At 44.0% G+C, this 26,071-nt stretch carries 20 protein-coding genes; 12 read left to right on the top strand and 8 right to left on the bottom strand.

Going from position 1 to position 26,071, the window contains the following annotated elements; all coding sequences use genetic code 11:
- The first annotated feature begins 83 nt into the window (after positions 1–83).
- Positions 84–1,025, top strand: coding sequence for a 3-hydroxyisobutyrate dehydrogenase (mmsB, locus tag JMY01_RS06700; RefSeq protein ID WP_201574838.1), 942 nt, complete (start codon positions 84–86; stop codon positions 1,023–1,025).
- A 102-nt stretch (positions 1,026–1,127) separates the two neighbouring features.
- Here the strand turns inward: mmsB and JMY01_RS06695 are convergent, their stop codons facing one another.
- Positions 1,128–1,886 (bottom strand): IclR family transcriptional regulator, encoded by a 759-nt coding sequence (locus tag JMY01_RS06695; RefSeq protein ID WP_201574837.1) that lies wholly within the window; start codon positions 1,884–1,886, stop codon positions 1,128–1,130.
- Between the two features lie 764 nt (positions 1,887–2,650).
- Here JMY01_RS06695 and JMY01_RS06690 point away from each other — a divergent pair.
- Complete coding sequence (locus tag JMY01_RS06690) at positions 2,651–3,556, top strand: hypothetical protein (protein WP_201574836.1); 906 nt, start codon at positions 2,651–2,653, stop codon at positions 3,554–3,556.
- Positions 3,557–4,783: 1,227 nt separating this feature from the next.
- Here the strand turns inward: JMY01_RS06690 and JMY01_RS06685 are convergent.
- The 4 genes from JMY01_RS06685 to JMY01_RS06670 all read right to left on the bottom strand — a co-directional run bounded on the left by JMY01_RS06685 (position 4,784) and on the right by JMY01_RS06670 (position 8,443).
- Positions 4,784–5,554 (bottom strand): 4'-phosphopantetheinyl transferase superfamily protein, encoded by a 771-nt coding sequence (locus JMY01_RS06685; RefSeq protein WP_201574835.1) that lies wholly within the window; start codon positions 5,552–5,554, stop codon positions 4,784–4,786.
- 119 nt (positions 5,555–5,673) lie between these two features.
- The gene (gene tnpB / locus JMY01_RS06680) at positions 5,674–6,822 is read right to left on the bottom strand and encodes an IS200/IS605 family element RNA-guided endonuclease TnpB (protein ID WP_201574834.1); all 1,149 of its coding nucleotides are present in this window, start codon (positions 6,820–6,822) and stop codon (positions 5,674–5,676) included.
- Positions 6,823–7,055: 233 nt separating this feature from the next.
- The gene (gene pal / locus JMY01_RS06675; protein WP_201574833.1) at positions 7,056–7,616 is read right to left on the bottom strand and encodes a peptidoglycan-associated lipoprotein Pal; all 561 of its coding nucleotides are present in this window, start codon (positions 7,614–7,616) and stop codon (positions 7,056–7,058) included.
- A 140-nt stretch (positions 7,617–7,756) separates the two neighbouring features.
- Positions 7,757–8,443: a DUF6231 family protein gene (locus tag JMY01_RS06670; protein ID WP_201574832.1), complete on the bottom strand. Its 687-nt coding sequence runs from the start codon at positions 8,441–8,443 to the stop codon at positions 7,757–7,759.
- Between the two features lie 304 nt (positions 8,444–8,747).
- On the opposite strand from JMY01_RS06670, the gene pepN reads away from it, so the two are divergent.
- The 4 genes from pepN to JMY01_RS06650 all read left to right on the top strand — a co-directional run bounded on the left by pepN (position 8,748) and on the right by JMY01_RS06650 (position 15,457).
- On the top strand, positions 8,748–11,390 hold the full coding sequence (gene pepN / locus JMY01_RS06665) for an aminopeptidase N (protein ID WP_201574831.1): 2,643 nt from the start codon (positions 8,748–8,750) through the stop codon (positions 11,388–11,390).
- A 237-nt stretch (positions 11,391–11,627) separates the two neighbouring features.
- On the top strand, positions 11,628–13,196 hold the full coding sequence (locus tag JMY01_RS06660; protein WP_201574830.1) for an inorganic phosphate transporter: 1,569 nt from the start codon (positions 11,628–11,630) through the stop codon (positions 13,194–13,196).
- Between the two features lie 103 nt (positions 13,197–13,299).
- Entirely contained in the window at positions 13,300–15,144 is a 1,845-nt protein-coding gene (locus JMY01_RS06655) for a Na/Pi cotransporter family protein (RefSeq protein ID WP_201574829.1), read from the top strand.
- Positions 15,131–15,457: a hypothetical protein gene (locus JMY01_RS06650; protein ID WP_201574828.1), complete on the top strand. Its 327-nt coding sequence runs from the start codon at positions 15,131–15,133 to the stop codon at positions 15,455–15,457. The genes JMY01_RS06655 and JMY01_RS06650 overlap by 14 nt, the downstream gene beginning before the upstream one ends.
- Positions 15,458–15,508: 51 nt before the next feature.
- Here JMY01_RS06650 and JMY01_RS06645 read toward each other — a convergent pair whose 3' ends face one another.
- Entirely contained in the window at positions 15,509–16,591 is a 1,083-nt protein-coding gene (locus JMY01_RS06645; RefSeq protein ID WP_201574827.1) for a 3-deoxy-7-phosphoheptulonate synthase, read from the bottom strand.
- Between the two features lie 276 nt (positions 16,592–16,867).
- On the opposite strand from JMY01_RS06645, the gene lpxB reads away from it, so the two are divergent.
- From lpxB to JMY01_RS06630, 3 genes are all read left to right on the top strand, one after another.
- Positions 16,868–18,163, top strand: coding sequence for a lipid-A-disaccharide synthase (gene lpxB, locus JMY01_RS06640; protein ID WP_201574826.1), 1,296 nt, complete (start codon positions 16,868–16,870; stop codon positions 18,161–18,163).
- 84 nt (positions 18,164–18,247) lie between these two features.
- Positions 18,248–19,174 (top strand): ribonuclease HII, encoded by a 927-nt coding sequence (locus JMY01_RS06635; protein WP_201574825.1) that lies wholly within the window; start codon positions 18,248–18,250, stop codon positions 19,172–19,174.
- A gap of 250 nt (positions 19,175–19,424) precedes the next feature.
- Positions 19,425–20,666, top strand: a complete 1,242-nt coding sequence (locus JMY01_RS06630) for a CAP domain-containing protein (RefSeq protein WP_227677734.1) — start codon at positions 19,425–19,427, stop codon at positions 20,664–20,666.
- Positions 20,667–20,784: 118 nt separating this feature from the next.
- Here the strand turns inward: JMY01_RS06630 and JMY01_RS06625 are convergent, their stop codons facing one another.
- Entirely contained in the window at positions 20,785–21,450 is a 666-nt protein-coding gene (locus tag JMY01_RS06625) for a DUF924 family protein (RefSeq protein WP_201574824.1), read from the bottom strand.
- Between the two features lie 100 nt (positions 21,451–21,550).
- Between JMY01_RS06625 and nspC the strand changes: the two genes are divergently transcribed.
- Together nspC and JMY01_RS06615 are read left to right on the top strand one after the other, a co-directional pair.
- Positions 21,551–22,780: a carboxynorspermidine decarboxylase gene (nspC, locus tag JMY01_RS06620; protein WP_201574823.1), complete on the top strand. Its 1,230-nt coding sequence runs from the start codon at positions 21,551–21,553 to the stop codon at positions 22,778–22,780.
- Positions 22,781–23,064: 284 nt separating this feature from the next.
- Positions 23,065–24,339, top strand: a complete 1,275-nt coding sequence (locus tag JMY01_RS06615) for a saccharopine dehydrogenase family protein (RefSeq protein WP_201574822.1) — start codon at positions 23,065–23,067, stop codon at positions 24,337–24,339.
- Positions 24,340–24,520: 181 nt separating this feature from the next.
- Here JMY01_RS06615 and JMY01_RS06610 read toward each other — a convergent pair whose 3' ends face one another.
- Positions 24,521–25,084 (bottom strand): biotin transporter BioY, encoded by a 564-nt coding sequence (locus tag JMY01_RS06610; RefSeq protein WP_201574821.1) that lies wholly within the window; start codon positions 25,082–25,084, stop codon positions 24,521–24,523.
- Positions 25,085–25,198: 114 nt separating this feature from the next.
- On the opposite strand from JMY01_RS06610, the gene JMY01_RS06605 reads away from it, so the two are divergent.
- Positions 25,199–25,999 carry a BPL-N domain-containing protein gene (locus tag JMY01_RS06605; RefSeq protein ID WP_201574820.1) on the top strand — a complete coding sequence of 267 codons (801 nt, stop codon included), beginning with the start codon at positions 25,199–25,201 and terminating at the stop codon, positions 25,997–25,999.
- Positions 26,000–26,071: the final 72 nt, after the last annotated feature.

The raw sequence follows: 26,071 nt of genomic DNA, 5'->3' as shown, positions 1-26,071 counted from the left end.
TTTTATTTTCAACTGACTATAGATAAAATCAGTAATTAAATTTATGACATACACCAATAATAAAGTCATCAAGGAGTGATGCTATGACTACAAGAGATGCAACTTCAAGCGAAGGTAAGACCAGCAAGCCAAAAATCGGCTTTATCGGTCTGGGTAATATGGGTGCGCCAATGGCGGAAAACTTGTTAAAAGCAGGTTATACGCTGAAGGTTTATGATTTGTCAGCAGAGGCGACCCAGCGCTTGCAGCAAGCAGGTGCCAGCGTAGCTAGTAGTCCTGAAGACGCTGCAAGCAATGCGCAAGTTGTGATCAGTATGTTGCCTGCTGGTCGACATGTACATGCGGTGTTCTTGGGTGATAGTGGCTCGAACGGCTTACTCTCAACCTTGCCCAAAGGCACGCTGGTCATCGATAGCAGCACCATAGCCGCTGCTGATGCGCGTAAGGTAGCAGACGAGGCCACTAAGCTTGGCATAGATTTCTTGGACGCGCCAGTATCTGGTGGTACTGGCGGTGCTATCGCAGGGACTCTGACCTTCATCGTTGGTGGTCAGCCAGAAGCATTTGCCAAAGCTAAGCCGATACTGGATGTGATGGGCAAAAACATCTTTCATGCTGGCGATCATGGTGCCGGACAAGTTGCCAAGATCTGTAATAACATGATGCTAGGTATCTTAATGGCAGGCACCGCAGAAGCCATCAATTTGGGTGTCAAAAACGGTCTGGATGCCAAGGTGCTATCAGATATCATGCTGCAAGGCTCAGGTCGTAACTGGGCGTTAGAGGTCTATAACCCTTATCCGCAAGTGATGGAAAACGTCCCATCGAGCAATAGTTATAAAGGCGGGTTTATGGCCAATTTGATGCAAAAAGATCTCAATCTGGCGATGGAAACAGCCAAAGATACTGGTGCTAAGACCCCGATGGGTGCCAAAGCCACTGAGCTGTATGATGCGCATGTGGTGGAGCATGGGGAAAAGGATTTTTCTAGTATCATGGCGCTGCACGATAGCTCAGTTCTCTAGTCTACTGTGCGTCAGCTTCTTTAAACTTAATAAAAAACGGTCTGCGTTATCATCGATAGCGCAGACCGTTTTTTATTGAAAAGTATACTTTGAGGACAGACCCTAGTCTTGCAGCTCATAAACAAGTGTTTGGATGTCCTTTGCAGCGGCTTGTAAGCGTGGCACATGAACCATTAGCTCATCTAGCGTTACCCGTATAGTGGGCGCATGCACGTACAATGATGCCAAATAGCGTGATTTCTTGTCCAGTATGGGTACCGATATCGCCACCATCTCTGAGATAAACTCCTCATTATCAACGCCGATGCCCGTCTTGGCAATATTATCCAGTTCAGTATTTAGCGTCTCAATATCGATGATGGTGTTTTTGGTAAACTTAGTTAAAGGCAGGTTTCGTAGCATCTTACGGCGGCTAGCTTCTGAGAGTTGGCTTAGATAGAGCTTGCCAGTGGCAGTGCACCACATGGGTGACTTTGCGCCGACTGGTAAGTAGATTTGCAGTGGTAGAGAGGTCGCTACGCGATTGCTATAGACCATATCCATATGATAGGGAATACCAATACCGCAAGTCTCTTCGATATCATCAACCAGCTTTTGCAAAATAACTTGCCGCTCGTTAAAGAACTGCCGCTGCTGCCAGAGTGCCACGCTTAGATTGCGGACACGCTTGCCAGGGATAATGCCGCCACCGATATCTACCGCGACAAAGCCTTCTTCGACCAAGTTTTGAATCAAACGATGAATGGTTGGTTTGGGAATATCAAGCTCTTGCGACAGCTCAAGGGGAGTGATGGGTTTGGGGGCATAAGACACCGCTTCTATAATCTCTAATACACGGGTAATCGATGACACTTTAGGCATAAGAATAGCTCGAAGATAATGAATAAAAAGTAACCCAAGTACAGAGCATTAGCACATTAATTGATAATATAAACGACATATCATAGCTATCTTATTTAGATATCCTTTATAATCTATGACGTAATGACTGCATCATGTACATTTTAACCAATTTTTCAATTAATTAAAATGATATAAAACAAATCATTTATATGTTTTTGGCATTTATAAAAACCTCAAGCGATATACAACTGAGATATAAGCGATATATCGAGAGAAAAACATGAGTTTGTTTACAATCTGCCTGTATATGTAACCCTTGATACGTCAACTCACAAAGTATAACAACATAGAGCCCTAGGTAATATAACTACTACTGAGTTATGTGACAAATCATAGTATAATCAATGTATTAAATAAGTGAAAGCCTCTAATACTTGATTGCACGATTTCTCATAGATGGCTTTATGTATATGATTGGCTGTTACGCGAACAATAATAAAACCGTTCCGATAAGAAGCTGTCAGTCGATGCGTATTTCTCTTTGATACCGCTGAGTTACTTTGGGAGTATCGTGTAACCGAATTTCGATGTTTGGCGGGTTCAAGTAGTAATTATTACAATACCTATGCAATCTTTACATAATGGTAAATAAAATGTGCGTATATAGGGGTGACTTTTTGAGCCAAAATTGTTTTAATCGCCTCAACAAAATGATTGTTTGAAAATACAATAAGACAATCTTTTTTTGTGGGCTAGATATTTCATACTTTAGGAGAACACAGATGAAACTTATTAAATTAACTGCTATTTCTGCTGCTGTTTTGGCATCAACTGCTGCACTAGCAGCTGAGCCAGTTGTCGTCGTTGATGGTAACGACGCAGTGGTATACGAAGCTGAGCCAGTTGCTGTTGCTTATGAAGCTGAGCCGGTCGCTGTTGCTTATGAAGCAGAACCTGCTAATGCTGGCATGATGGGCAAAACTGCGGGTGCTGTCCGTAATACGACGGGCGCTGTCGTTGGTGGTACCAAGACTTTCTTTAACACGGCTGTAAATCCAGCTGCTGTTAGTGCTGAGATTGGTACACTAGGTTATGGTGCCAACGTTGCTTGGGCACTAAACGACAAGACTGAACTACAAGCCGGTTGGGCAGGTGGCGATGTTGCTGATCTATTCGGCGGTGATTTCGATGCTGGCGATGTAAACTATGATGTTGATGCAGACTTCAGCAACCCATACCTAGGCGTACAGCTGCGTCCTGCTGGTAACTGGTTCACGGTTGGTGCTGGTATCATCGTACCTGACAACGATCTTGACGTAACTGCTAATGCTGACGGTGGCTTCTTCAAAATTGATGGTCAGCAGTATAATTCTGCTGATGTAGGTACTCTACAAGGTACTATGGAGCACCGTAACAAACTAGCGCCTTATGGTACTATCGGCTTCCGTCCAAACATCGGTAACAACTGGGGTGTCTTCGGCGAAATCGGTGCAGCTTATATGGGCAAAACTAATGCCACTGTAAATGCTGTTGATGAGAATAGCATAGTTAATTATACTGATGCGAATGGTATCAACCAAACAACTACTGCAGGCGATGTTGCTAAAAAAGCAGAAAAAGAGCTTGAGGATAAAGACTGGTTAGAGTGGATGCCAATTGTTAAGCTTGGTGCAACTTACCGCTTCTAAGCCAATCACAGTTTAAGTACTGTTATTAGTTAGCAAAAAAAGAACGACCCTTTTTAGGGTCGTTTTTTTTATGCCTATAGATTAATAGCTTAGACCATCATGACGCGCTATAGAGTTATGGAACTTATCATTGTACATGGTATGGCCTGTCTATATTAAAGCCATCGTATGCAAGCTATTTAAACTCACATTGTCTTACTGTATGTACCATTTCCAACATCGTTACTATATTGCTGTACATTTCATAAAGTAAGCATGAGTAACTTTTAGTAAGTGTTTGTTCTTTTGATGGTTTCGTATCATTTTGGTCGTTATATTGCTCGGCTACAATTTTTATCCTGTGGTTACTATGCTTGATGACACTGAGTGTAATGATACTGAAAAAGTATATCTATATTGTAATTATGTAGGCAGAGAGGTATTGCATACTCGCCAGCGTACTCACATAAGATGGTCATTGCTCTTGTTCCAATTAATCATCACTGGCGGTTTATGGAGCCTTGTGGTTCTTCACCACTATCTGTTTAAGAGATCGTGGAAGTGTACTGCCTGTGGACAGAGACAATAGAGTGAGCGCTTTGTCTATATTTTAGCCGATCATGGTCTCATGACTTCTTTGATAAATGCGCCACACGCGCATAAAAATCTCTGCTATACATCAGCTCTAAAACCTCACTGCTAAAACATCAATTAATTCGTATATATGGAATGACGAATTAATTTTGTTATAAGAATAGACTAAATTCGGTTTTATGGATATAATAATATCCTCAACCAACAAAAGTGTATTCTTAAACTACTATGTGTGATGACATCGAAGAGAGATACGGGTATTGCGAGATTGTAAATAGAGAGGTAGTGCACACTCGCAAACGCACCAAACAAAACTGGGCATTGATTGTATTTCAGCTACTGATCACTGGGGGTTTGTGGGTTTTTTTTATTGTTCATAACCTGTTGTTTTCTGCACCATGGAAATGCAGTGTTTGTGGGCGAAGGTATTATTAATTAACAAGTCCTCCCTATCTTAAAGCTATCGGTCGATGGTTTATTATTAAAAATACTTAACATATGTATCATTGTTATCAAAGCGATCCTAGTCAATCCTAAATAAAAGAAGCATATCCATCGTAGCGTGCTACTGATATCAATCTATTAATCAATCAACCAATCTTGCTCACCTGTCGTAACTGCTTAACCAAATCAGCTGCTAACAATAATAGCTGTTCAAAAGACGATGATGACCTGTTGGGTCGGCGAAAATACGATTTGATAGCCAGATTCAGGGTGTTCAGAAAATCCGATTGCCGCGCTATTTGACTCAATATCTAAGTCGCTAATGACAGGCGCGTAGTTCATTCCTAGGCCTTGCGCCAGCGTATACTGATGAACCTTGATAAAGCTCTCTTTTACTTGCCACAACAGCTTGGATGCTAGAGGTCGATTTGCCGCTGGTAACAAGTTGAGCTTTGAGATCTCATCAGAATGATAAAATCGCTGCGCTACATGCCACTCCACATCATGAGTTTCGATATCGATGCCAACCGCACGTCGATAGCTGATCGCGACTGCAACCTTGCTATGTGAACGGTCACCTGAGTGGCTAAAGCATACATAATACCTGTGCTCTGACAGCTGATAGGGGAACTGTGATTCGTCCAAGGTATCATCAATATCCAGTGTCAAAAGCAGCTGCTGCAGTAGCAAACGCACACCAACACGCTGCTGCTGGCGTTTATTCTGGGCACCTTTGTGTGCTGATACTGGCTGTTGCTCAGCAACGTATTGCCAAGCAATATTGCTAAGATCAATTAAGGGATTGTACTTATTAGCATTGCTGCTATTGCTATGAGGTGTAGCGGGTACTCGCGGTGTCAAAAAGGGCGATAAATGATGAGCGTGTGTGGGCTGCGCCATTGAGCTAACATCGGCAGTGGCACACCATGTTGTGGCGTCAAGCTGAGTATATTGAATCCGACTGAGCTTTAGGTTTTGCATAGTCTGTACATATCTATCAGTAAGTTTTAATGAACTACCCACTACCTAAAGAGGTAGGGGTTTCTTAGGTAATACCCCTACTTGATACGATGTTTTGTATCAGCGGTTAGGCAAATGGACTAAGCTAACCCCGTCGCACCGACGGTTTTGAGTGTGGCCAGCTTCAATCCTTCGTTTAGGATATTGATACTGGCGTTGATGTCTCTATCATTTTTTTGCTGACAGCTTGGACAATTCCATGATCTCACCTGTAATGGTAGCTCAGCCTTAGTCAGCACATGAGCGCACCCTGAGCAGGTCTTAGACGAAGGATACCATCTATCAACTTTGACTAGCTTTTTACCGTACCAGTCCGCTTTATAAGCCAGCATGGTGGTAAACGCTGACCATGAGCTGTCTGATATGGCTATGGACAGTTTTTTGTTCTTGACCATACCCTTTACATTCAAGTCCTCTATGGCAATCACATCGTGGTTTTTGATGAGATTGAATGAGAGCTTATGCAGGAAGTCTTTTCGGCAATTCGTGATACGCTCGTAGACTTTGGCGACTTTAATTCTTTGCTTTTGATAGTTGCGGCTCTCAGACAGCTTGCGTTGATCGGCCTTGGCCACTTCTCTACGCTTGGCAAGTATCTTTTGTTCTCGCGCAAGCTTATGTTGCAGCTTTGATAAGAACTTAGGATTAGCGACTTTGCTGCCGTCCGATAAGACGATAAAGTCGATTAATCCTAAATCAATGCCGATGTTAGAGCCAGTCTTAGGCAGTACCTCAATAACCGTTTCCACCAATAAGCTGACATAGTACTTGCCTGATGGGGTTTTGGATACTGTCGCTGATTTTATTAAGCCACTTACCTTGCTTGGAAATTTAGCGTTGATATGACCAATCTTAGGCAGTTTGACAGTGCTATCTGTGATCGCCACTGTGCCCTTTTGGTTATTGGTGGTGTAGCTGTCTCGTTGACCTTTTTTCTTAAACTTAGGAAAGCCTAAACCTTTGAAGAATTTACTATAAGCGGCTCTTAGGTTTTGCTGGACGTTAGCCAGTGCCAAGCTATCGACTTCTTTGAGCCACTCAAACTCTTTCTTATATTGAGCTGGAGTGTTTTTAAGCTCGGTCTTGGTTTTTTTATAGTGCTCAATCTTGTCACTAAGCATCCTATTCCAAATAAAGCGTGTACAGCCGAATGATTTGGCAAAGAATATTTGCTGTTCTTCATTGGGGTACAGCCTGACTTTATAGGCTTTTAGGATTTGCTTGGTCATAAGGAGCTTGTTGTTAATTGGCGTTATAATTATTAATTATAATACCATAGGGAGTAAGGGTAGTTATCAATAACGCATTCATCCCACTACTTTAGAAGTAGGGGAATTCTGCGCTGAAATGTTAAAACTGCTTAATCAAAACCGTTCGATCAAAATCGAAAAAGCCTAGCAATATGCGTATTGCTAGGCTTTTATTATATATGCTGTGAGTGACTAATTTTGATTAAAACACCTTAGTAAGACAGCTCAGCACGGCGGTTTTGGGCATGGGCTTCTTCAGTAGTACCAGTGGTGGCCAGACGCTCTTCACCATAGCTGATGACACGGATATTGTTGGCAGGGACGCCTTGGGCAGCTAAGTAACCACTGACAGACTGTGCACGGCGCTCACCAAGTGCCATGTTGTACTCGCGGCTACCGCGCTCATCAGTATGACCTGCGATAAGCACGCCTGCTGCTGGGTTTGAGCTGAGCAGACTGGCATGCTGATTTAAGATATTGGCAGCATCTGCTCTGATATCACTTCTATCAAAATCAAAGTAAACCACAGCTTGTAGATTGTCAGCAGCAGTCACGATGGCATTTGGATTATCGACGATGATAGCGCCGGTATATCCTGCTTGACCGCCTGGGATACCCAAAGGCGCGACCACAACCTCAGAGGTAGAGCGCTTGGTAGCACACCCTGTAGTGAGTGCTACAGCACTTGATAACACAGCCAGCGCTGCGATTTTAGCAAAGCGACTGCTGTTAGAGATAGAGACCAGCTTAGATGAAGTTTGAATAGTTGACATGTCGAGCTCCTAAATTTTTAATCAATTTGTTATTGTTAAAACTGCTTATAAGAAAACCTAGGCAATTGCTACCCATAATAGAATCGTTGTTACGTTATGTAAATAGCATTACTGTAAATGATGTCAAATTCAAGCAGTTTTTACCAACGATGCTTGTCCCAGTTTTCAGGATTGGCCCAATAATCGCTATTCAGCCAGTTGGGCAGTTTTTTATAATCATATAAATTAAATTGCCACAAGGTTAATGATGGCTCTGATCGTGCAGGTGGTAGTGAAGATGTTATGGGTAATTGAGTCTGCTCCAAAAGATCCAGCGGGGTAAAACCATAGGCGCGCAAGTCTAATGCCTCATCAAGAGCGACGAGCATGTGTGCCGCATACAGATCACGGTAACGCATGAGTAGTGGTATATGCTGCTGCAGGGTCTCAGCTGATAGGTTTGGTAACCAAAAGCAGGCGAGTTGATGGCGCTGCGGTATCGGCTGCATGGTAAGCTCTTGTAGGGTAAACAAAGCCGCCTCGTGAACTACATCTTCTTCATCGCCATTGACAGCACTGGCCTTCTGGTGATGGTTAGCGAGTAGGGGTCGCAACTCGCTGAGTGCTTGTTGATTCTCTACTGCCCAAAGTAGCTCAGGTATTGGCTTGGCTATAGGTTGGCTATGAGAGGTTTGTGCCGCCTGTCTCGAGTCTTCAGGCAAAGTGTCACATGCTTTGCTAGGGTTATTTGGACTGCCAAGCGTGGGCAACAATGCCTGTATATAGTCGTGTAAAAACATTAGGGTAGTGGTATTCAGGTCGGTAGTGTTTGCCGATCTGGCTGTCATAGTGTCTTACCAGTTGGTTGGGGTCTATATAGAGTATGGTTAGTATAAAATATAAACAGTAGGTTTGCTGACTGAGTTTCTTTACTTTGAGGATGAATAGTCTTTGGCTTTTGCAGCCATTAAGTCTTGAAAGCTATTGAAGTTTGACAATGTTAGGCCAATCTAGCATTAGAGTTGAGTATCATGTAGCCTATGGCTCAACACTCATATTTTGTATTGTAAAAATAACAGTATTGTATTAACAGCCACAAAAACCATCACAAACCAACAGTCCCAAAAAACAGCCAAAATAATAGGAATACCCATGTCTATCACTGCAACCGATGTCCCAGCTATCAATACTAGTATCAATCCAGAACTGCCTGATGTACCGCCACATGCTCCAAAGAAGATCCATCTAAAAGACTATCAGCGACCAAGCTATGATGTAGATACGGTCGATTTAGACATTAGGATTTTTGACGATTATGCGCTGGTAGATAGCAAGCTGGTTATGAATCGTCAGGCAGCAGGCGATTTAGTGTTATATGGTGAAGATGTCGAGCTGCTGAACATAAAGATCAATGGCGAAACGCTTAGCGTTGACCGTTACAGCCAACATGATGGCAAGCTGACGATTACCGATGCGCCTGACCAATTAACGGTGCAGCTGCAAGTACGGATTTGTCCGCAAACGAATACGGCACTGGAAGGTCTATACATGGCTGGCACTGGTAGCGAGACCATGTTTGTCAGCCAGTGTGAGCCAGAAGGCTTTCGCAAGATTACCTTTTATCCTGATCGTCCTGATGTGCTTGCAATCTTTACCACGCGCCTTGAGGCCGATAAGCGCTATCCAACATTACTCGCCAATGGTAATTTAATCGAGCAGGGTGATGTCGCTGATGCACCAGAGCGCCATTATGCGATCTGGCATGACCCGACCAATAAGCCAAGTTATCTGTTTGGCTGTGTGGTGGCAGACTTGGATGTGCTTACGGATCGTTATACGACCAGTGAAGGTCGCGAAGTGACACTTGAGCTATATGCAAAAACCGAAGACATCGATAAATGCCATGTCGGTATGCAGGCACTCAAAGACGCCATGGAGTGGGATGAGGTCAATTATGGCCGCGCTTATGATTTGGATCGTTATATGATTGTAGCGGTCAGTCAGTTCAATATGGGGGCGATGGAAAATAAGGGCTTAAATATCTTTAATACCGCCTGTGTCTTGTCTAGCCCTGAAACCACGACGGATACACGCAGCTTCAATGTCAAAGCGGTCATCGCTCATGAGTACTTTCATAACTGGACGGGCAACCGCATTACCTGCCGAGATTGGTTTCAGCTGTGTCTAAAAGAAGGCTTGACCGTCTATCGTGATCAGTCTTTTTCAGCAGATCATCAGTCAAGCGCGGTGCAGCGTATTGATGATGTCGCAACTTTACGCGCCCATCAATTTGCAGAGGATGCAGGGCCGCTCGCGCATCCAGTGCGCCCAGAGAGCTTTGTGGAAATCAATAACTTCTATACCACCACCATCTATGAGAAAGGCGCAGAAATCGTACGCATGTTGGCCAATACTTTAGGCCCCGAAAAGTTCCGCCAAGGGACCGACGAATACTTCCGTCGTTATGATGGGCAAGCGGTGACGGTTGAGGACTTTTTATCCGCATTGAGTATTGCTGATAGTAAAGTCGAAGACTTTATCCATTGGTATCGCCAGCCGGGCACGCCAGTCGTTTCAGGTCATCAAAACTATGACAGCCAGACGCAAACACTAACCATTACTTTGAGTCAGCAGACGCGTCATGTACCTGGGTTTGATGCTCCAAAGCCCTTGCCAATTCCTGTTGCAACGGCGCTGTTTGACTCAGATTCTGGAGCGATTATTAGTGAACGTATGTTATTGCTGGAGCAAGCTGAGCAAAGCTTTAGCTTTGAAGGTGTGAGCTGTGAACCTATCGTCTCATTACTGCGCGATTTTAGTGCGCCAGTGCAGCTCAATTATGACTATCAAGATGAAGACTTGGCGTTCTTGCTCAAACATGAGACCAATGGCTTTAACCGCTGGCAAGTGACACAGATACTGGTTAATCGTATCTTACTACAAAATCATAACCCTAGCGTTTATTTACAAGCGCTGGCCGATACCTTGCCACAGCTAGCCATAGAAGATGCAATGTTGGCGGCGCGCTTGCTCGATATTCCCTCAGCGCGCGAGCTGGCCTCTGCCATTCATAAAGATTATGATCCAGAGTTGATCAAGCAGCAGCGTGATGGCTTGTATCAACAAGCCGCGGACTCGTTAGCCGAGCAGTGGACGGCGCTTTATGAGCAGCTACCGATACAGGACTATGAGGATAGCCCTGAAGCGCGCGGCGCACGTGCCTTGCGCAATGTGATATTAGATATGGCTTTGACGGCTAACGTTGCCCATGCGGCTGAGTGGGCGCAGCAGCAGTATGAGAATGCTGGCTGTATGACTGAGCGTTTTGGTGCGCTAAAAGCAATGGTCGATCATCAGGTTGCAGGTGCAAATGATTACTTAGCTGATTTTTATGAGCGTTTTCAAGAAGACGACTTAGTCATTGATCTGTGGTTTAGCGTGCAAGCATCTGCTGATAAGGTCAATACTGATGATATTACAGCGCTGCTCAATCATGCAGACTTTGATTGGAACACACCCAATCGTGTGCGCTCAGTGATCAGTGCCTTTACTGCGCAGCCCACTGTTCTATGGACATCAGAAGGCTTGGATATCTATACCGATGTGATTCAAAGGCTCGATGAGGCCAACCCTGTGCTAGCTTCACGGTTATTACAGGTGCTCGCGCGTTGGTATACTTTGATTGAACCACGTCGTCAAATGGCACAGGAGCAATTAATAGAGCTGCAAAAACAAGCGTCATCAAAACATGTGCTTGAGAGCTTAGATAGCGTGCTAGGTGCAGCTAAGGGTTAATCTATGGGCAAATATTGACGTTTTGAGATGTTGAGTATTAAAAAAAGCTAAACTGGTTCGCTGGTTTAGCTTTTTAAATGCCCATTATTTAATAACCTTTGAATTAAAGCTATACTGATAGTGTGGATTTAGTTATTCTAAGAACACCTTGTAGATAAATCAGCACACCCTCCAAAATCTGGTTGATATCCTTTTATCAGATGTCTCTTTTATCCAGCAACAAAAGGCATGTGTGGCATGGATCTAAAAAGTATTGAAACAATTGAGAAAAAGTCAGGCTTTAGTCGCGGAGAAGCGCTGCGCATGGCTTGGGTGTTGGTATTTATCATGGGGGTGATGCTGTACACCCATTTTAATACTGCTGATGTGCCTGGCCGTATGATGCTGATCGTAGCGGCGATGATTGGCGGCTATATGGCATTGAATATCGGTGCCAATGATGTTGCCAATAATGTCGGACCTGCTGTCGGTTCGCAAGCTTTGACCATGGTCGGGGCGATTATTATTGCGGGCATATTTGAGGCAGCTGGGGCATTGATTGCTGGCGGGGATGTGGTCAGCACGATTAAAAGCGGTATCATCGATCCCAGTATGATTCAAGATAGTTCGGTTTTTATTTGGGTGATGATGGCGGCCTTGTTGGCAGGCGCGGTGTGGCTGAACTTTGCTACGGCAGTAGGCGCGCCAGTATCGACCACGCATTCTATCGTCGGCGGCGTGATGGGGGCTGGCATCGCGGCTGGGGGCTGGGGCATCGTCAACTGGAGTCAGATGGCGGCGATAGCTTCTAGTTGGGTCATCTCTCCGGTCATGGGCGGTATTATTGCCGCCGGCTTTCTTATGCTTATCAAACATACCATTACTTATAAAGACGACAAAATAGCAGCGGCCAAGCATATGGTACCGCTGCTGATATCATTAATGGCATGGTCATTCACCACTTATCTCATCATGAAAGGGCTAAAAAAGCTATGGGAGCTGAGCTTTCCCATGGCGTTGGGCATGGGTTTTGTCGTTGCCATTGTCATTTATCTAATTATCAAACCTTTAATAGCCAAAGCCGCTGATAAAATTGAAAATGATAAAAATGCCATCAATTCTCTTTTCACGGTGCCTTTGATATTTGCCGCGGCTATGCTTAGCTTTGCTCATGGAGCCAATGATGTTGCCAATGCTGTAGGGCCACTCGCGGCGATTAGTGATGCGATTACCAGCGGCGGCATCGCTAGCGAAGCCTCTATTCCTTTGTGGGTGATGATGGTCGGCGCGATAGGCATCGTGCTAGGTCTAGCGCTATTTGGCCCCAAGCTGATTCGTACTGTGGGCTCGGAGATTACCGAGCTAAATAAGATGCGTGCTTTTAGCGTGGCTATGGCGGCATCGATTACTGTGATCATTGCCTCACAATTGGGCCTGCCGGTGAGCTCTACCCATATCGCTGTGGGCGGTATTTTTGGGGTAGGGTTTTTGCGTGAATATATCAAAAAATCTTACGATATCATGGTCAGAGAAATTATGGAGCATCATAAAGCGTCTGAGCATGAAGTGGTCGAGGCGTTTTTAAAAGACTTTCAAAAAGCGTCAGTAGCTGGCAAGCATAGCATGCTGCAAACGCTAAAAGAAAATAACACAGCAACTCACTTTACCAAGCGCGAAAGAAAAAATTTAAAAAAGGTCTACCGCCGTGAGTTGGTAAAGCGCTCGGCACTGCTTAGAATCGCCGCTGCTTGGGTGATAACGGTACCAGCCTCTGCTATTTTGGCCGCCTTAATTTTTTATACCATCAGAGGTGCATTGCTGCCTTAATAAAACAGCACTTTTTCATTTGGTTTTTAGGATTTGAATTTTTAATGAGGTCTTTAAAACAGCTTTTTAACATAAGTTTTGTCATCAGCAGGTAAGCCATCGCATGTATAGAAGAATAATACTGCTCACTGTATTCTTAGTTTTATCTTATGGTTTTTGGATCAGTCCTAACCTAAAGCAAATCAGTGCGGGTGTGGCGATATTCTTGTTTGGGATGCTGGCGCTAGAAGAGGGCTTTAGAGCTTTCACTGGCGGACTGCTTGAGAAGATTTTGAAAAAAACCACCACCGGTCTTTGGAAAAGCATGAGCTTTGGGGTGGTTACCACTACCTTGATGCAGTCTAGCTCTTTGGTTTCTGTCATTACCATCTCGTTTTTGTCCGCAGGTTTAATCAGTTTGGCATCGGGTATTGGTATTATTTTTGGCGCAAACTTAGGGACGACGACAGGGGCTTGGCTGGTGGCAGGCTTTGGTCTGAAAGTCGATATCGCTGCCTATGCGATGCCCATGCTGGTGTTTGGAGTCATCTTAATACTACAAAAATCCAAACACTTAAAAGGCGTGGGTTATATATTGGCAGGCCTAGGGTTTTTATTCCTCGGTATCCATTATATGAAGGAGGGCTTTGAGCTCTTTCGGGAGAATATTGATTTAACCGCTTATGCCATGACAGGCCTCAAAGGCTTGCTGCTCTATACCTTGATTGGTATTGCGGCAACGGTGATTATGCAATCAAGCCACGCCACCTTGGTGCTGATCATAACCGCTTTAGCGAGCCAGCAAATTACTTATGACAACGCTTTGGCACTGGCTATTGGCAGTAATATCGGCACCACCATCACCGCGATAATCGGTGCCATCAGTGCTGGGGTCAATGGTAAACGGCTGGCTGCCGCGCATCTGGTTTTCAACGTGATTACAGGTTTAGTGGCAATTGCTTTAATCTCACAATTGATGTTATCGGTTGACTGGTTGTCCGAGCGCTTAAAAATAGCGGCTGACAATTACACCCTAAAACTGGCGGTCTTTCACACCTTATTTAATCTATTAGGCGTCATTTTAATGGTGCCTTTCATCGGTAGACTGGGCGATGCCATTACCAAACTGCTCCCCGATAAAGCTTACGCAGTTGCTGAACCCATGTATTTAAAAGACTCTGCTTTGGATATTCCCGAGCTTGCCGTAGAGGCCGTCCACAAAGAAATCCTAAATCTAGGTGATTACTTCTTTGGGATAATATGTCATGGATTGAGCTTTAGGGTAAAAGATATTCGCTCAAATACACCGATACAAGAGGTCATAGACTCTTTTGAAAAACCCATTCCTGTCAATTTGGATGAGGAATATACCAATAAAATAAAAGGGCTTTATGTAGAGATAGTGAACTATATTGGCAGAATAAATAACGAAAACATGTCTGCTGCGCAAAGTAATGAGATATTCGAGCTACGCTCTGCGGGCAGAAGTATGCTGGCCGCCATCAAAAGCACCAAACATCTCCATAAAAATCTATCCAGATATTTGAGTGATCCCAATCCCTATGTGCGCGCTGAATATAATAAAATCCGCTATCGCTTAGGGACTATTCTTAGAAGCTTGGCTGAGATACAAGAGGATCCCGATGAACTTAGAACGGTGCTACCGACCATTGAGGCAATGAGGGTGGATATAATGCAAGCAGATCAGCGTTTTGTCTCTGATATGAATCAACTTATTCGCGAAAGAAAAATCACCGGCGCTATGGCGACATCCCTGATGAATGACAACAACTATACCAATAATATCGCCAATCAGCTGCTTGAGATTGCCACGATACTGTTTAAAAGTGCTGATGCAGACATGCATGAAGTGGAACAAAGCCTCATGCTAGATGAGCAAGAAACTGCCGATGCTATTGCCGCTCGTAAAATCAAAGAACAGGAGAGTGTGACCCATGAAAGCCAATAAAATAATGGAAATGGCAGACGAGTATCTGGGAGCTGACAACCGCAAGCGTAAAGAAAAGATAAAGTACTTAAAAGAAGTCCTCAAAAAACTCAGGAAACGGGAAAAGAAGCTGGAGTTAAAGTTTGCAGAGGACGACAGTAATAAAGAGAAGATATCTAACGAACTCGCCTTGATTCATGCGCATAGAAAAAAGGGATTAGACCTGTTGCAGCAGCTTGAAAAAGAACGTAAAGAATCCAAGCTGGCAAAAAAAGCAGCCAAGCTAGAAGCTCAAATAGAACAAACAGAGCAAGATACTAAAAAGCCCCTTTAATACCATGAGTAGAGTACTAGAGGGGCTTTTTGGTTTTCATAAAGTACAAGGTTAACGATTAGGCAATACGTCTTTTACCATGTCACGTAAATTGTGTAAAGCAGTAACCGTGCTGTCCCAGTCGAGGCAACCATCAGTGATAGATTTACCATACTCAAGCTGACTCAAATCAGCGGTGAGCTTTTGATTACCGCCTTTGAGATGACTTTCTATCATCATACCGATGATGGACTTGTTACCGTTTTGAATCTGCTCAGCAACGTTTTTGATGACCATCGGCTGTAAGTAGGGGTCTTTACCAGAGTTGGCATGGCTTGAGTCTATCATAATCTTGGAGCTAACTTTGCCTTTGGCGAGCTCGTTTTCTACTTGAGCGACCGCAGTTTCATCATAGTTAGGCTTACCGTTACCACCGCGAAGTACCACGTGCGCGTAAGGGTTACCTTTAGACTTGATGATAGAAACCTGACCGTCTGCCGATAGACCTAAGAAGCTATGACCGGCTTTGACCGCTTGCATGGCGTTTACCGCGACTGTCATGCCGCCGTCTGTACCGTTTTTGAAGCCGACAGGACATGATAACCCTGAGCTCATCTCACGGTGTGTCTGACTCTCGGTAGTACGTGCACCAATCGCTGACCAGCTAATCAGGTCTTGCATGTACTGCGGCGTGTTTGGATCTAGTGCTTCGGTGGCACAGGGCAAACCTTTTTCGTTTAGATCGATCAGGAGTTTACGCGCAGTACGTAGGCCTTTTTCGATATCAAAGCTGTCATTCATGTCAGGGTCATTGATCATGCCTTTCCAGCCAACTGTGGTGCGCGGCTTTTCAAAATAGACCCGCATCACGACAAAAATACTGTCTTCAACTTCTTTTGCTAATACGGCCAAGCGATCAGCATATTCGTGTGCTGCCTTGATATCGTGGATAGAGCAAGGGCCGATGACCACAAACAGGCGCTTATCTTCACCGTTCAAAATATTTTGGATGGTCTGACGACCTTTTAAGACAGTATGATAAGCTTTATCTGTCAATGGAAGCTCAGTTTTTAGCTCAGCTGGAGTGATCAAAGGGATGAATTGTTCAATATTCACGTCATCAATATCTGCGTTGTGAGTAACTGGTGTTGTCATAATTATACGTCGTCTAGCTAATTTATAGGGATATTCATTATGGGGTGAAAAACGTCCGTTGACAAGGGCAGTCGGCAAGATTATTGACTGATAACAGGAATGTCACAACCAAAACTTTGTTATACTTGCCCGCCATTTGAGTCTGTGCAGTCATTTTGAGCCTGTATGGCTTGGCTATTGTGACTGTCGTCACGTATGATTGTTATAGCATCTGTCTGCTGTATTATTATGTTCACCAGACCCTACTTCCTATCCTATTCACCTTGAGAGTTTGTTATGACTGATTCTGTGACGCCCCTCGTATCTACATCATCTGTTATAACGGATGCCCAGAGTGAGAATGAGGGACAAAAGAAGCCACTGGTCATTGGTATCGTTGCAGGCGAGGTGTCTGGCGATAGCTTGGGCGCAGACTTTATGCAGCAGATGAATAACTTACGGGATGATATCGTGTGGGTCGGTGTGGGCGGTGCAAAAATGCAGGCGCAAGGACTGCAAAGTATCTTTCCGTTATCACGCTTAGCGGTGATGGGTCTGGTAGAAGTGATGGCACAGTTGCCTGACTTGTTGAAGGCGCGTCGCGAGTTGCTAGAAGCCTTCAAAACAGCTCATATTGATTGGTTTATCGGCATAGATGCCCCTGATTTTAACCTACGTGTCGCCAAAAAGCTGAAGCCAAAAGGCGTATTCTGTGTGCAGTATGTCAGTCCCTCGATTTGGGCATGGCGTGAGTCACGTATCCACGGTATCAAGGCGGCGACCAATCTGGTGCTGTGCTTGTTTCCATTTGAGCTAACAGTCTATGAGCGTCACAATCACCCTGCGATCTGCGTCGGACATCCGCTATTACGCACGATCAATCAAAGGTTAGTAGATACACCGACCAATCAGCTGCGCAGTGAGCTGGTTTGGCATAATGATGGCTTGCAGCAGTTTTTTATTGAGCGCTTTGATGACGTCAGTCAGCTTATTTGCGTCATGCCAGGGTCACGCCGCGGGGAGATTAACGCTATCTTGCCTTTGATGCTAGATGGTATCCAAAGACTGCTGTTACTTGATCCTAAGCTGTGTTTTATCATTCCAACCGTTGATCAAAACCATCAGTATATCGTCCAAGACGTCATCGATCAGCGCTCAGAGCAACTGCGTGGCGCCATTGTCGTCGTCTATGATGAAAGCCAACCAAACTTTAGTCAACAAGCGATGGCGTCTTCTGACATTATTATGTTGGCATCGGGTACTGCGACGTTTGAAGCGATGCTACTTGAGCGTCCAATGGTGGTCATTTATCAGCTCAATAAACTCACTTATCAGCTGGCTAAGCGTTTGGTAAAAGTCCCTTACGTGGCGTTGCCTAATATTCTAGCTGGCAGCGCAATTGTGCCTGAGCTGATCCAAGAGCAGGCCAGTGGCGATAATATCTGTCGTACCGTGATGCGGCTGTTACAACCCCGTGCCTATGCTGAGCAACTGCAAGATCTGGTGACCACCAAGCAAGAGCTACAGCAACAAAGCAACCATGACCCTGCAAACAGTGTGGTTGCAGAGTGGTTCGCTCAAAGAAAGTCTTAACGACGACTCATTGAATTACTAGAGAGTGCGCTAATAAAAACTACCTAAAAGTTTAATAAAAATTTTCATAAAAAGTCTAATGCTATGAGTAATGAGTGTCATCTAAAAAGCAATATCGAAAGTCGTAACAATACTGACGTTGGTCATGATAAAGAGGGCAGGATTAAAGATATTACGACTATTAATCGTCATATAAACCATATCGATGTCAAAGGCCAATACGTTAGCTTGGTGGCTCCGATTCATCTAACAGGCCAGCTGCATGTTACCGATGAGTTTCTACAGGACTTATCTAAATCAAGCTTAGACGTAGAACGTCGTCCATTACAAATAGGCGTTGATGAAGCAGGTCGCGGGCCTTTGCTCGGCAGCGTCCATGTGGCTGCTGCCATATTGCCAACGACGTGGTCAGGTCTGATTGAGATGCAGCCATTGAAAGACACGCCACTATCGATACTGACCGACTCTAAGCAGCTCAGTGAAAAAAAACGCGACATGCTTTATCCCATCGTGCAGCAGCATGCTGTTGGATATGTCGTGGCTGAAATTCCAGCGGCGGTGATTGATCAGGTGAATATCCTGCAAGCAACCATGCTCGGTATGCGACTGTGTACAGAAGAGTTATTAGTCGTGGTCGCAGAGCATGTTGCGCGCGCTACAAATGCTGTCTCTTGTCCGATACAAGCGCAAATACTATTCGATGGCAATCGTTGCCCTGAGCTTGATTGTAAGCGACTGGCGGCATCAAAAATAACGCAATCAGCTATCGACTGCCAAGCATGGGTAAAAGGCGATGCGCGTCATACCAGTATCGCAGCGGCGAGTATATTAGCCAAAGTCAGTCGTGATCAAACCATGTATGATTTGGACGCTCAGTACCCGCAATACGGTATTGCTAAGCATAAAGGCTATCCGACTCGCGCTCATATAGAGGCGATTGAGAGTTATGGGGTATTGTCAGAGCACAGACGCAGCTTTGCACCTGTGAGGCGAGCGCTCGAAAATACATAAGCGGAAGTTTTAACAAGTCAGCTGTATACTAAAATAGCCTAAGCAAAAATAAAATTATCCACGCTGATCTTAAGTCATATTCATTACATCTCTTAAAGTAATCCTCAAAACCCATATGATATGATGTCAAACTATTTTTTACAGAAGGTATATTTGTGGTTATAAACGGTGATTGCGTCCTAAATTGGCATAATTATTGCTCATTTTAATCATGGTTGCCCCACATACTTATACAGTTACTTTAGGATAAATGATGACATTTAATACTTCAGAGAGAAGACTTGCCATTGCCCTTTTTGCGGCGCTGTTTTTGACAGCTTGTGGTGGGGGTGGGGATGGGAGTGATAGCCCGAGTAACAGTAATGATGGTAACCCTATACCTTCCACACCAGAAACACCTTCTACACCTTCGATACCAGAAGAGCCTTCTGAGCCTATACAGCCTAATGTGCAAACTGAAAATGACAAAGTGATCGCTAGTAATGATGCATCAGCAGCACTGGTTGCAAGTGGTACTATCAGTTCTGCGCGAAGAGGCTGTGGTCTTAGTGGTCTCTCCGATGATCCAGCGCTTGAAGATATTGCGATCAAACATGCTAACTACATTAAGTATGTGTATGCTAAGAGCACACCGACAGCATTTAATGCGCATTATGAAGGTGAGATTGAAGATATTAAAGCATGGACAGGAAGTAACAACCCGTTTTTTACGGGTGATATGTTTGAGGATCGTATAAGAAAGGCTGCATACCCTAATTCAATGTATGGCGTAACTGAAAACATCGCGCAAACGGAGTACTTTAACTCTGATGGCATCCTTGTAGCGCCAGAGGTTGCTGCACTCTCAATGACCAAGTCACTGCTGGCCGCGCCTTATCATCTGCGCTCATTAATGCTGCCAAGCTCAAGCCTGACCAGCTCTGCCATGGTGGCTTATAAGCCTTATGGCAAGGACTCTACCAAGTACCAAGGCTATATAATGGTCAATCACGCTTCAGCAGCTTCTTCAACTAAAAATGATACGGTTGAGGGTATCTTTACTTACCCTTGTCAAGGCGTCAGTGATACGGTAACGGCGCTATATAATGAAAGCCCAGATCCATTTAGAAACCCTAATGGAGGACAACCTACTAGGGATTTAAGAATCAATCCTATCGGTCAACCTGTCTATATCAGCATGCCAAAAGCTACAAATATCAAAGTTAGCAATATCAAGTTTCGTGATATTCAGCGTAACATAGATGTGCCAGTAGACCTGCTAGATTATAGTAATGACCCTCATAAGAGAACTGCCTACGAATTACCGCAAAACCAAGCTTTTATACTACCGCTGACTGATAGTCTCCAGAGTTGTGAAGTTGGTCGTAGAAAAGGTAAGAACTGCGGTCTTTATGGTAATAGTAAATATCAAGTCAGCTTTGATGTATTGGTTGATAACAAAACTTTAGAGAAACAGTCATTCACTTTTACAACGGGTGAAGTAACTTATTAGCTAAGCGCCCTAAATAGGCATTAGGCTAAGAAGGGCTGAAGCAGATAACTGCTTCAGCCCTTCTTGTTTAGAAAGTGTTTGAAACTATGAAACGTGTAAACTCCTGAAAATTGCTGTCTTAAAACGATGAATTTGGCTGCTTTAAGAACGCTTCTTCTGCGTCAGTCGACTCACGATCTAATACGTCGTTACGATGTGGATAACGGCCAAATCGATCAATGATTTCTTTATGACGGTGTTCAAAATCTAGGGTGTTTGCATCATTTAGCTGCTCGAACAGCGGCAGATAGCGTTCATGTATCATCGCTGACTCAGAATGCATAAATGGCATGATAATAAACCTGCGCCACTGCATCGGCAAATTATCAAACTGCGGCTGCTTAATGGCTTCTTGTGCCAATACCAGTGCCATGCCATCCTGTGCAAAAGCATCCGCTTGCCCGCGACATAGATTGCGTGAAAACTGATCTAACACAATAATTTCTGCCAGTCTTCCAGCCAAAGCTGTGATAGAGCTGTTGCTGTCTGTCTGTGATGTTGCAAGCCGCCAAGTCACACATTCACCATGTTTTGCAGCTTGCCAAATGTTGCCAAACTTCTCTTTTATCTGCTTATCAAAGTCGTCGTTTTGCGCAAACCAATATTGCTCATTGTTTTTATCAAACCAAAAATCCAAGACTGCACGCGCATCAGAGTTCAGATGCGTTAAGTCAATATTATTTGGATCGAGCTGAGATAAATTGGCTTGGCTAGTAGCGGTGGAATAATCGGTTGAGAGTGACATAAGATATTCTAATTATGATGGATTTAGTCTACTATAGCGCAAATAACTAACCCTGTCATGGTCTGTCATGCTGCCAACAGCAGCTATTAGGTAACCTCTTATGAATCCAAAAAATTCGCTACAAAGCAATAATTCATCACTACCGCCAACACCTTACTACTTGCTAGATGAAGCGGCAATCGTTGCCAATATGCAGATTATCGCTCGTCTCTGCGAGCTGTCTGGCGCCAAGGCATTACTCGCACTCAAATGCTTTGCGACTTGGGGCGTGTTTGATGTCATGCAGCCTTATTTGCATGGTACGACCTCATCGTCACTCAACGAAGTGCGTCTAGGCTATGAGACCTTTGGCAATAATAGTGCTGATAATGAAGGCAATGACAAAGATAAAAAAGAAACGCATGCCTATAGCGTGGCCTATAGCGCGGATGAAATCGATGAAGTATTAAGCTATGCAGATAAAATTATCTTTAACTCAATCTCGCAGCTAAATGCTTTCAAAGAGCAAGCCCGTGCACAGAACATTCCAGTAGGGCTGCGATTAAACCCAAAGACCAGCAATTCGTCTTTTATCATTGCTGATCCTGCGCGGCCTTTTAGCCGTCTTGGTGAACATGACAAAGATAAAATTGCCGCCGTGCTTGATGAGATTACTGGGGTGATGATTCATAACAACTGTGAGAATGATAGCTTTGAGGCGTTTAGCGCAAGCTTGGCGGATATCGAAGAGAGGTTTGGTGACATTTTAGCACAGCTCGAATGGGTAAGCTTGGGCGGCGGCATTCACTTTATCGCCCCTGATTATCCGCTGGAAAAATTAGCCGCTCGTTTAAAAGGCTTTAGTGAAAAATATGGCGTACGGGTCTATCTTGAGCCAGGCGAGGCGAGTATTCATGGCGCTGGGTCATTGGTGACGACAGTATTAGATACCATGCACAATGAAAAAAACTTAGCCGTCGTCGATGCCTCTATTGAAGCGCATATGCTAGATTTGCTAATTTACCGTGAGTCAGCGCCAATTGCGTCTATCAATGCAGAGTTAATGGATATTATGCCTGTCAATAAAGACCAAGTAGATGACGCCCCTGAAAATACTATTATATACGGTCGTTCTTGCTTGGCAGGCGATATATTTGGCGAGTATGTACTACCTAGCCATTTACAAGTAGGTGATAAGATTGCGTTTGGCAATGCCGCAGGGTATACCATGGTAAAGAAAAACTGGTTTAACGGTGTCAACATGCCCGCAATCGTTATCCGTCGTCTGGATGGTAGTATCGATATTCAGCGCGAGTTTGATTATCAAGATTACAAAGCCAGTTTGTCTTAATTTAACTGTTTTATTGGCTTGTTTTATACTATTAAAAACAAAGGCTTAAGGCTATTTTTCGGTAAGTTTAATAACTGTGTTTTTTATGCATTATTTTTACCGATAACTGAATAAAAGTTGTTATAATCGCCTCGGGCAAATAGCCATTAAAAAGATGGTGCTTGCCCGACGGGTGCGTGGGTTTTCCTCGGTCTTCCTTTTTAATTCACGCATATCATTCACTCGTTTCTGTTTTGCATAGCCATATCAATGGTATCGACAGGGACACAAAGGAGGATTGTTCATTGAACACAAACCAAAAAACCAACCAAAGCAAAAAAGACGTACTCATCATCGGAGCAGGCGGTGTCGCTCAAGTGGTCGCGCATAAGTGTGCGATGCATAATGATGTGCTCGGCGAGATTCATATCGCCTCACGTACCAAAGACAAATGCGATGCCATCGCTCAAAGCGTAAAAGACAAAGCGAGCTTTAAGCAAGCTGCTGTCTTGCATACGCACCAAGTCGATGCTATGGACAGCCAAGCTGTCATCGATCTTATCAACGATACGGGCATTCAAATCCTAATCAATGTCGGCTCGGCATTTATCAATATGACTGTATTAGAAGCTTGTATTGAGACGGGCACTGCCTATATCGATACTGCCATTCATGAAGATCCACGCAAGATTTGTGAGACGCCGCCATGGTATGAAAACTATGAATGGAAACGTAAACAGCGCTGTGCGGATAATAATGTCACGGCAATCTTGGGTGCAGGATTTGATCCTGGTATGGTCAACGCTTATGCACGTCTTGGCTATGACATGATGGATGCCGGTTCAGTGACTGATATTGATATTATCGATATCAATGCGGGCAGCCACGGTAAGTACTTTGCCACCAACTTCGACCCTGAGATTAACTTCCGTGAGTTCACTGGTACGGTCTACTCTTGGCAGGACAGTAAGTGGCAGTCTAACAAAATGTTCGAAGTGAAGCGTACCGATGATTTACCAGTTGTTGGCGTACAAAACAGCTACTTAAGTGGTCATGACGAGATACATTCTTTATCAGCCAACTTAGACGTGCCGAATATTCGCTTTTGGATGGGCTTTGGTGAGCACTACATTAATGTCTTCACTGTACTACAGAGTTTAGGCCTATTGTCTGAGCAGCCGGTGATGACTGCAGAAGGGCAAGAAGTGATTCCGTTAAAAGTGGTCAAAGCCGTCCTACCAGATCCAAGCTCGCTGGCGCCGAATTATACGGGCAAGACCTGCATCGGTGACAAGGTTAAAGGTAAAATAAACGGCGTTGATACTGAAGTGTTTATCTACAATATCTCAGATCATAAAGAAGCTTATAACGAGGTCGGTAGCCAAGGTATCTCTTATACCGCAGGCGTGCCACCTGTTGCTGCTGCGATGTTAGTTGCAACTGGCGAATGGGATGCTGGCAAGATGGTCAACGTTGAAGAGCTGGATGCCAAGCCATTTATCAATCTATTGAATAAGATTGGTTTGCCAACGCGTATCAAAGATAGCGAAGGCGATAGGGCGTTAGAATTCGATATTTAATACGCTATAGCTGCTTAAGAGTAACCTATCTATTATTGAATCGAGTTTGTTATTGAATCCAGTACAAAAGATTGGGTAATTAATTGCAAAAGGACTGAACCCTGTATTCAACAGGGTTCAGTCCTTTTTATTTAAACGACAATATTTAATTAGATCGTTGGGCGCTTTAGTACAGCTATGATTATAGCTTTGAGAAAAACTTATGCGTTGGTACGACTAGGGCAGCTGCCAATACCGCTTTGATAATGCCACCAATGATAAACGGATACAAACCAAATTGTAGGACAGTTCCTTCTGGTACAAACAAAGATAAATGCATCAGACCAAACACAAAAGTAGCGGCAGTTGCGATAAGTGCAACCACAGTGCTCATAAAGTAGCTCTTTAATATGCCTTTATCACTGAAATACCCTAAAATGGCAACCGTGGCAATAAATCCGTACAAATAGCCACCTGTAGGGCCAAAAAAGGCAGCAATGCCTGCAGAGCCATTGGCGAATACAGGAAGACCGATAGCGCCTTGGAACAAATATAGAAGTACTGCTGCTATGCCAGCCTTTCTACCTAATGAGAGACCTACTACCGTAACAGCAAGGGTTTGGCCTGTGATGGGTACTGGGTACATTGGTACTGAGATTTGCGCAAACAAAGCGATCATCAAAGATCCAAAAATGGCTTTAATAAAAAAAGCGGCCTGCTCATGAGAAATAAGCCACTGTTTAGTCGATGTTAATACGGTTGACATAGGTATTCCTTTCTTATTGATTTATAGTGTACGGATGTATACTTGAATTAAAAAATATACTATTGCTCATTGAGTTGCAACTTTTTATTTTAATAGCTTTGGGATCTAACTTTTATGACAAAGAAGGCAATCAGTATCTGGGTGTATGATGACGAAGGCGCCAGTGAGTTGAGCGTAAGATCTGCATTAGCAACTGCCAAAACGAAACTGTCAGCAAACTATACTATACAAGTGAGTACTATCTCTAGTAAAGATATTCTGGATAACAAACTCAATGAGGAGACGCAAGATTTAGGTGTTTTGATTATGCCGGGAGGCGCGGACCTACCTTATTGCAAAAAGCTTAACGGACTTGGCAATGATATCATTCGTGACTTTGTTCATCGTGGTAATCTTTATATCGGTATCTGTGCAGGCGGTTATTACGGAGCTCGTGACATTGAATTCTTTGGTGAGGGTTATGAGATTAGAGGTGCTCGTGAGTTGGCTTTCTTTTCGGGAACAGCAATCGGTAGCATAAAGTCGTTGACCAATGGGCAGCTGTATGATGAGAAAGTTGGCTCTAAAGCTGTCATTAACTTGGACTATGCAGATGGAAAGCAAGACAAAGTGTATTATCATGGCGGCTCATATTTTTTGAGCGATGAAAATGCTGCTTTTGATATGTTAGCTACGTACAGTGATGGTAAAAATGCCGTTATCAGCGGTGATTTTGGGCGAGGGCAGTATTTACTCTCAGGCGTGCATTTTGAGCTGTGTCCTGAGGTCTATGAACAATATGCACTCGCGCAAGCAAATGCTACTGATATAGAAAAAGAAAAGTCTTTGTTATCGGCCATCAGTAATGAACGCTACGGCGCGCTTATATACAACCAAATTGAAAATATGATTGCAGAAGTATTTAATAACAACTGATAGATGCGTAGGGTATGCACGCTACGCATCTATCAGTTTAAAGCCATACCAGTGACATGCAGTAGCATATCA

This window comes from Psychrobacter sp. H8-1, from assembly GCF_904846575.1.
GTDB lineage: Bacteria > Pseudomonadota > Gammaproteobacteria > Pseudomonadales > Moraxellaceae > Psychrobacter > Psychrobacter fulvigenes.
This window is presented reverse-complemented; position numbering and strand designations above follow the sequence as displayed.

What these genes read in the sequence shown, in the direction of transcription:
- mmsB (WP_201574838.1), top strand. Translation starts at nt 84, where the DNA reads ATGACTACAAGAGATGCAACTTCAAGCGAAGGTAAGACCAGCAAGCCA.
- JMY01_RS06695 (WP_201574837.1), bottom strand. Translation starts at nt 1,886, where the DNA reads ATGCCTAAAGTGTCATCGATTACCCGTGTATTAGAGATTATAGAAGCG.
- JMY01_RS06690 (WP_201574836.1), top strand. Translation starts at nt 2,651, where the DNA reads ATGAAACTTATTAAATTAACTGCTATTTCTGCTGCTGTTTTGGCATCA.
- JMY01_RS06685 (WP_201574835.1), bottom strand. Translation starts at nt 5,554, where the DNA reads ATGCAAAACCTAAAGCTCAGTCGGATTCAATATACTCAGCTTGACGCC.
- tnpB (WP_201574834.1), bottom strand. Translation starts at nt 6,822, where the DNA reads ATGACCAAGCAAATCCTAAAAGCCTATAAAGTCAGGCTGTACCCCAAT.
- pal (WP_201574833.1), bottom strand. Translation starts at nt 7,616, where the DNA reads ATGTCAACTATTCAAACTTCATCTAAGCTGGTCTCTATCTCTAACAGC.
- JMY01_RS06670 (WP_201574832.1), bottom strand. Translation starts at nt 8,443, where the DNA reads ATGACAGCCAGATCGGCAAACACTACCGACCTGAATACCACTACCCTA.
- pepN (WP_201574831.1), top strand. Translation starts at nt 8,748, where the DNA reads ATGTCTATCACTGCAACCGATGTCCCAGCTATCAATACTAGTATCAAT.
- JMY01_RS06660 (WP_201574830.1), top strand. Translation starts at nt 11,628, where the DNA reads ATGGATCTAAAAAGTATTGAAACAATTGAGAAAAAGTCAGGCTTTAGT.
- JMY01_RS06655 (WP_201574829.1), top strand. Translation starts at nt 13,300, where the DNA reads ATGTATAGAAGAATAATACTGCTCACTGTATTCTTAGTTTTATCTTAT.
- JMY01_RS06650 (WP_201574828.1), top strand. Translation starts at nt 15,131, where the DNA reads ATGAAAGCCAATAAAATAATGGAAATGGCAGACGAGTATCTGGGAGCT.
- JMY01_RS06645 (WP_201574827.1), bottom strand. Translation starts at nt 16,591, where the DNA reads ATGACAACACCAGTTACTCACAACGCAGATATTGATGACGTGAATATT.
- lpxB (WP_201574826.1), top strand. Translation starts at nt 16,868, where the DNA reads ATGACTGATTCTGTGACGCCCCTCGTATCTACATCATCTGTTATAACG.
- JMY01_RS06635 (WP_201574825.1), top strand. Translation starts at nt 18,248, where the DNA reads ATGAGTAATGAGTGTCATCTAAAAAGCAATATCGAAAGTCGTAACAAT.
- JMY01_RS06630 (WP_227677734.1), top strand. Translation starts at nt 19,425, where the DNA reads ATGATGACATTTAATACTTCAGAGAGAAGACTTGCCATTGCCCTTTTT.
- JMY01_RS06625 (WP_201574824.1), bottom strand. Translation starts at nt 21,450, where the DNA reads ATGTCACTCTCAACCGATTATTCCACCGCTACTAGCCAAGCCAATTTA.
- nspC (WP_201574823.1), top strand. Translation starts at nt 21,551, where the DNA reads ATGAATCCAAAAAATTCGCTACAAAGCAATAATTCATCACTACCGCCA.
- JMY01_RS06610 (WP_201574821.1), bottom strand. Translation starts at nt 25,084, where the DNA reads ATGTCAACCGTATTAACATCGACTAAACAGTGGCTTATTTCTCATGAG.
- JMY01_RS06605 (WP_201574820.1), top strand. Translation starts at nt 25,199, where the DNA reads ATGACAAAGAAGGCAATCAGTATCTGGGTGTATGATGACGAAGGCGCC.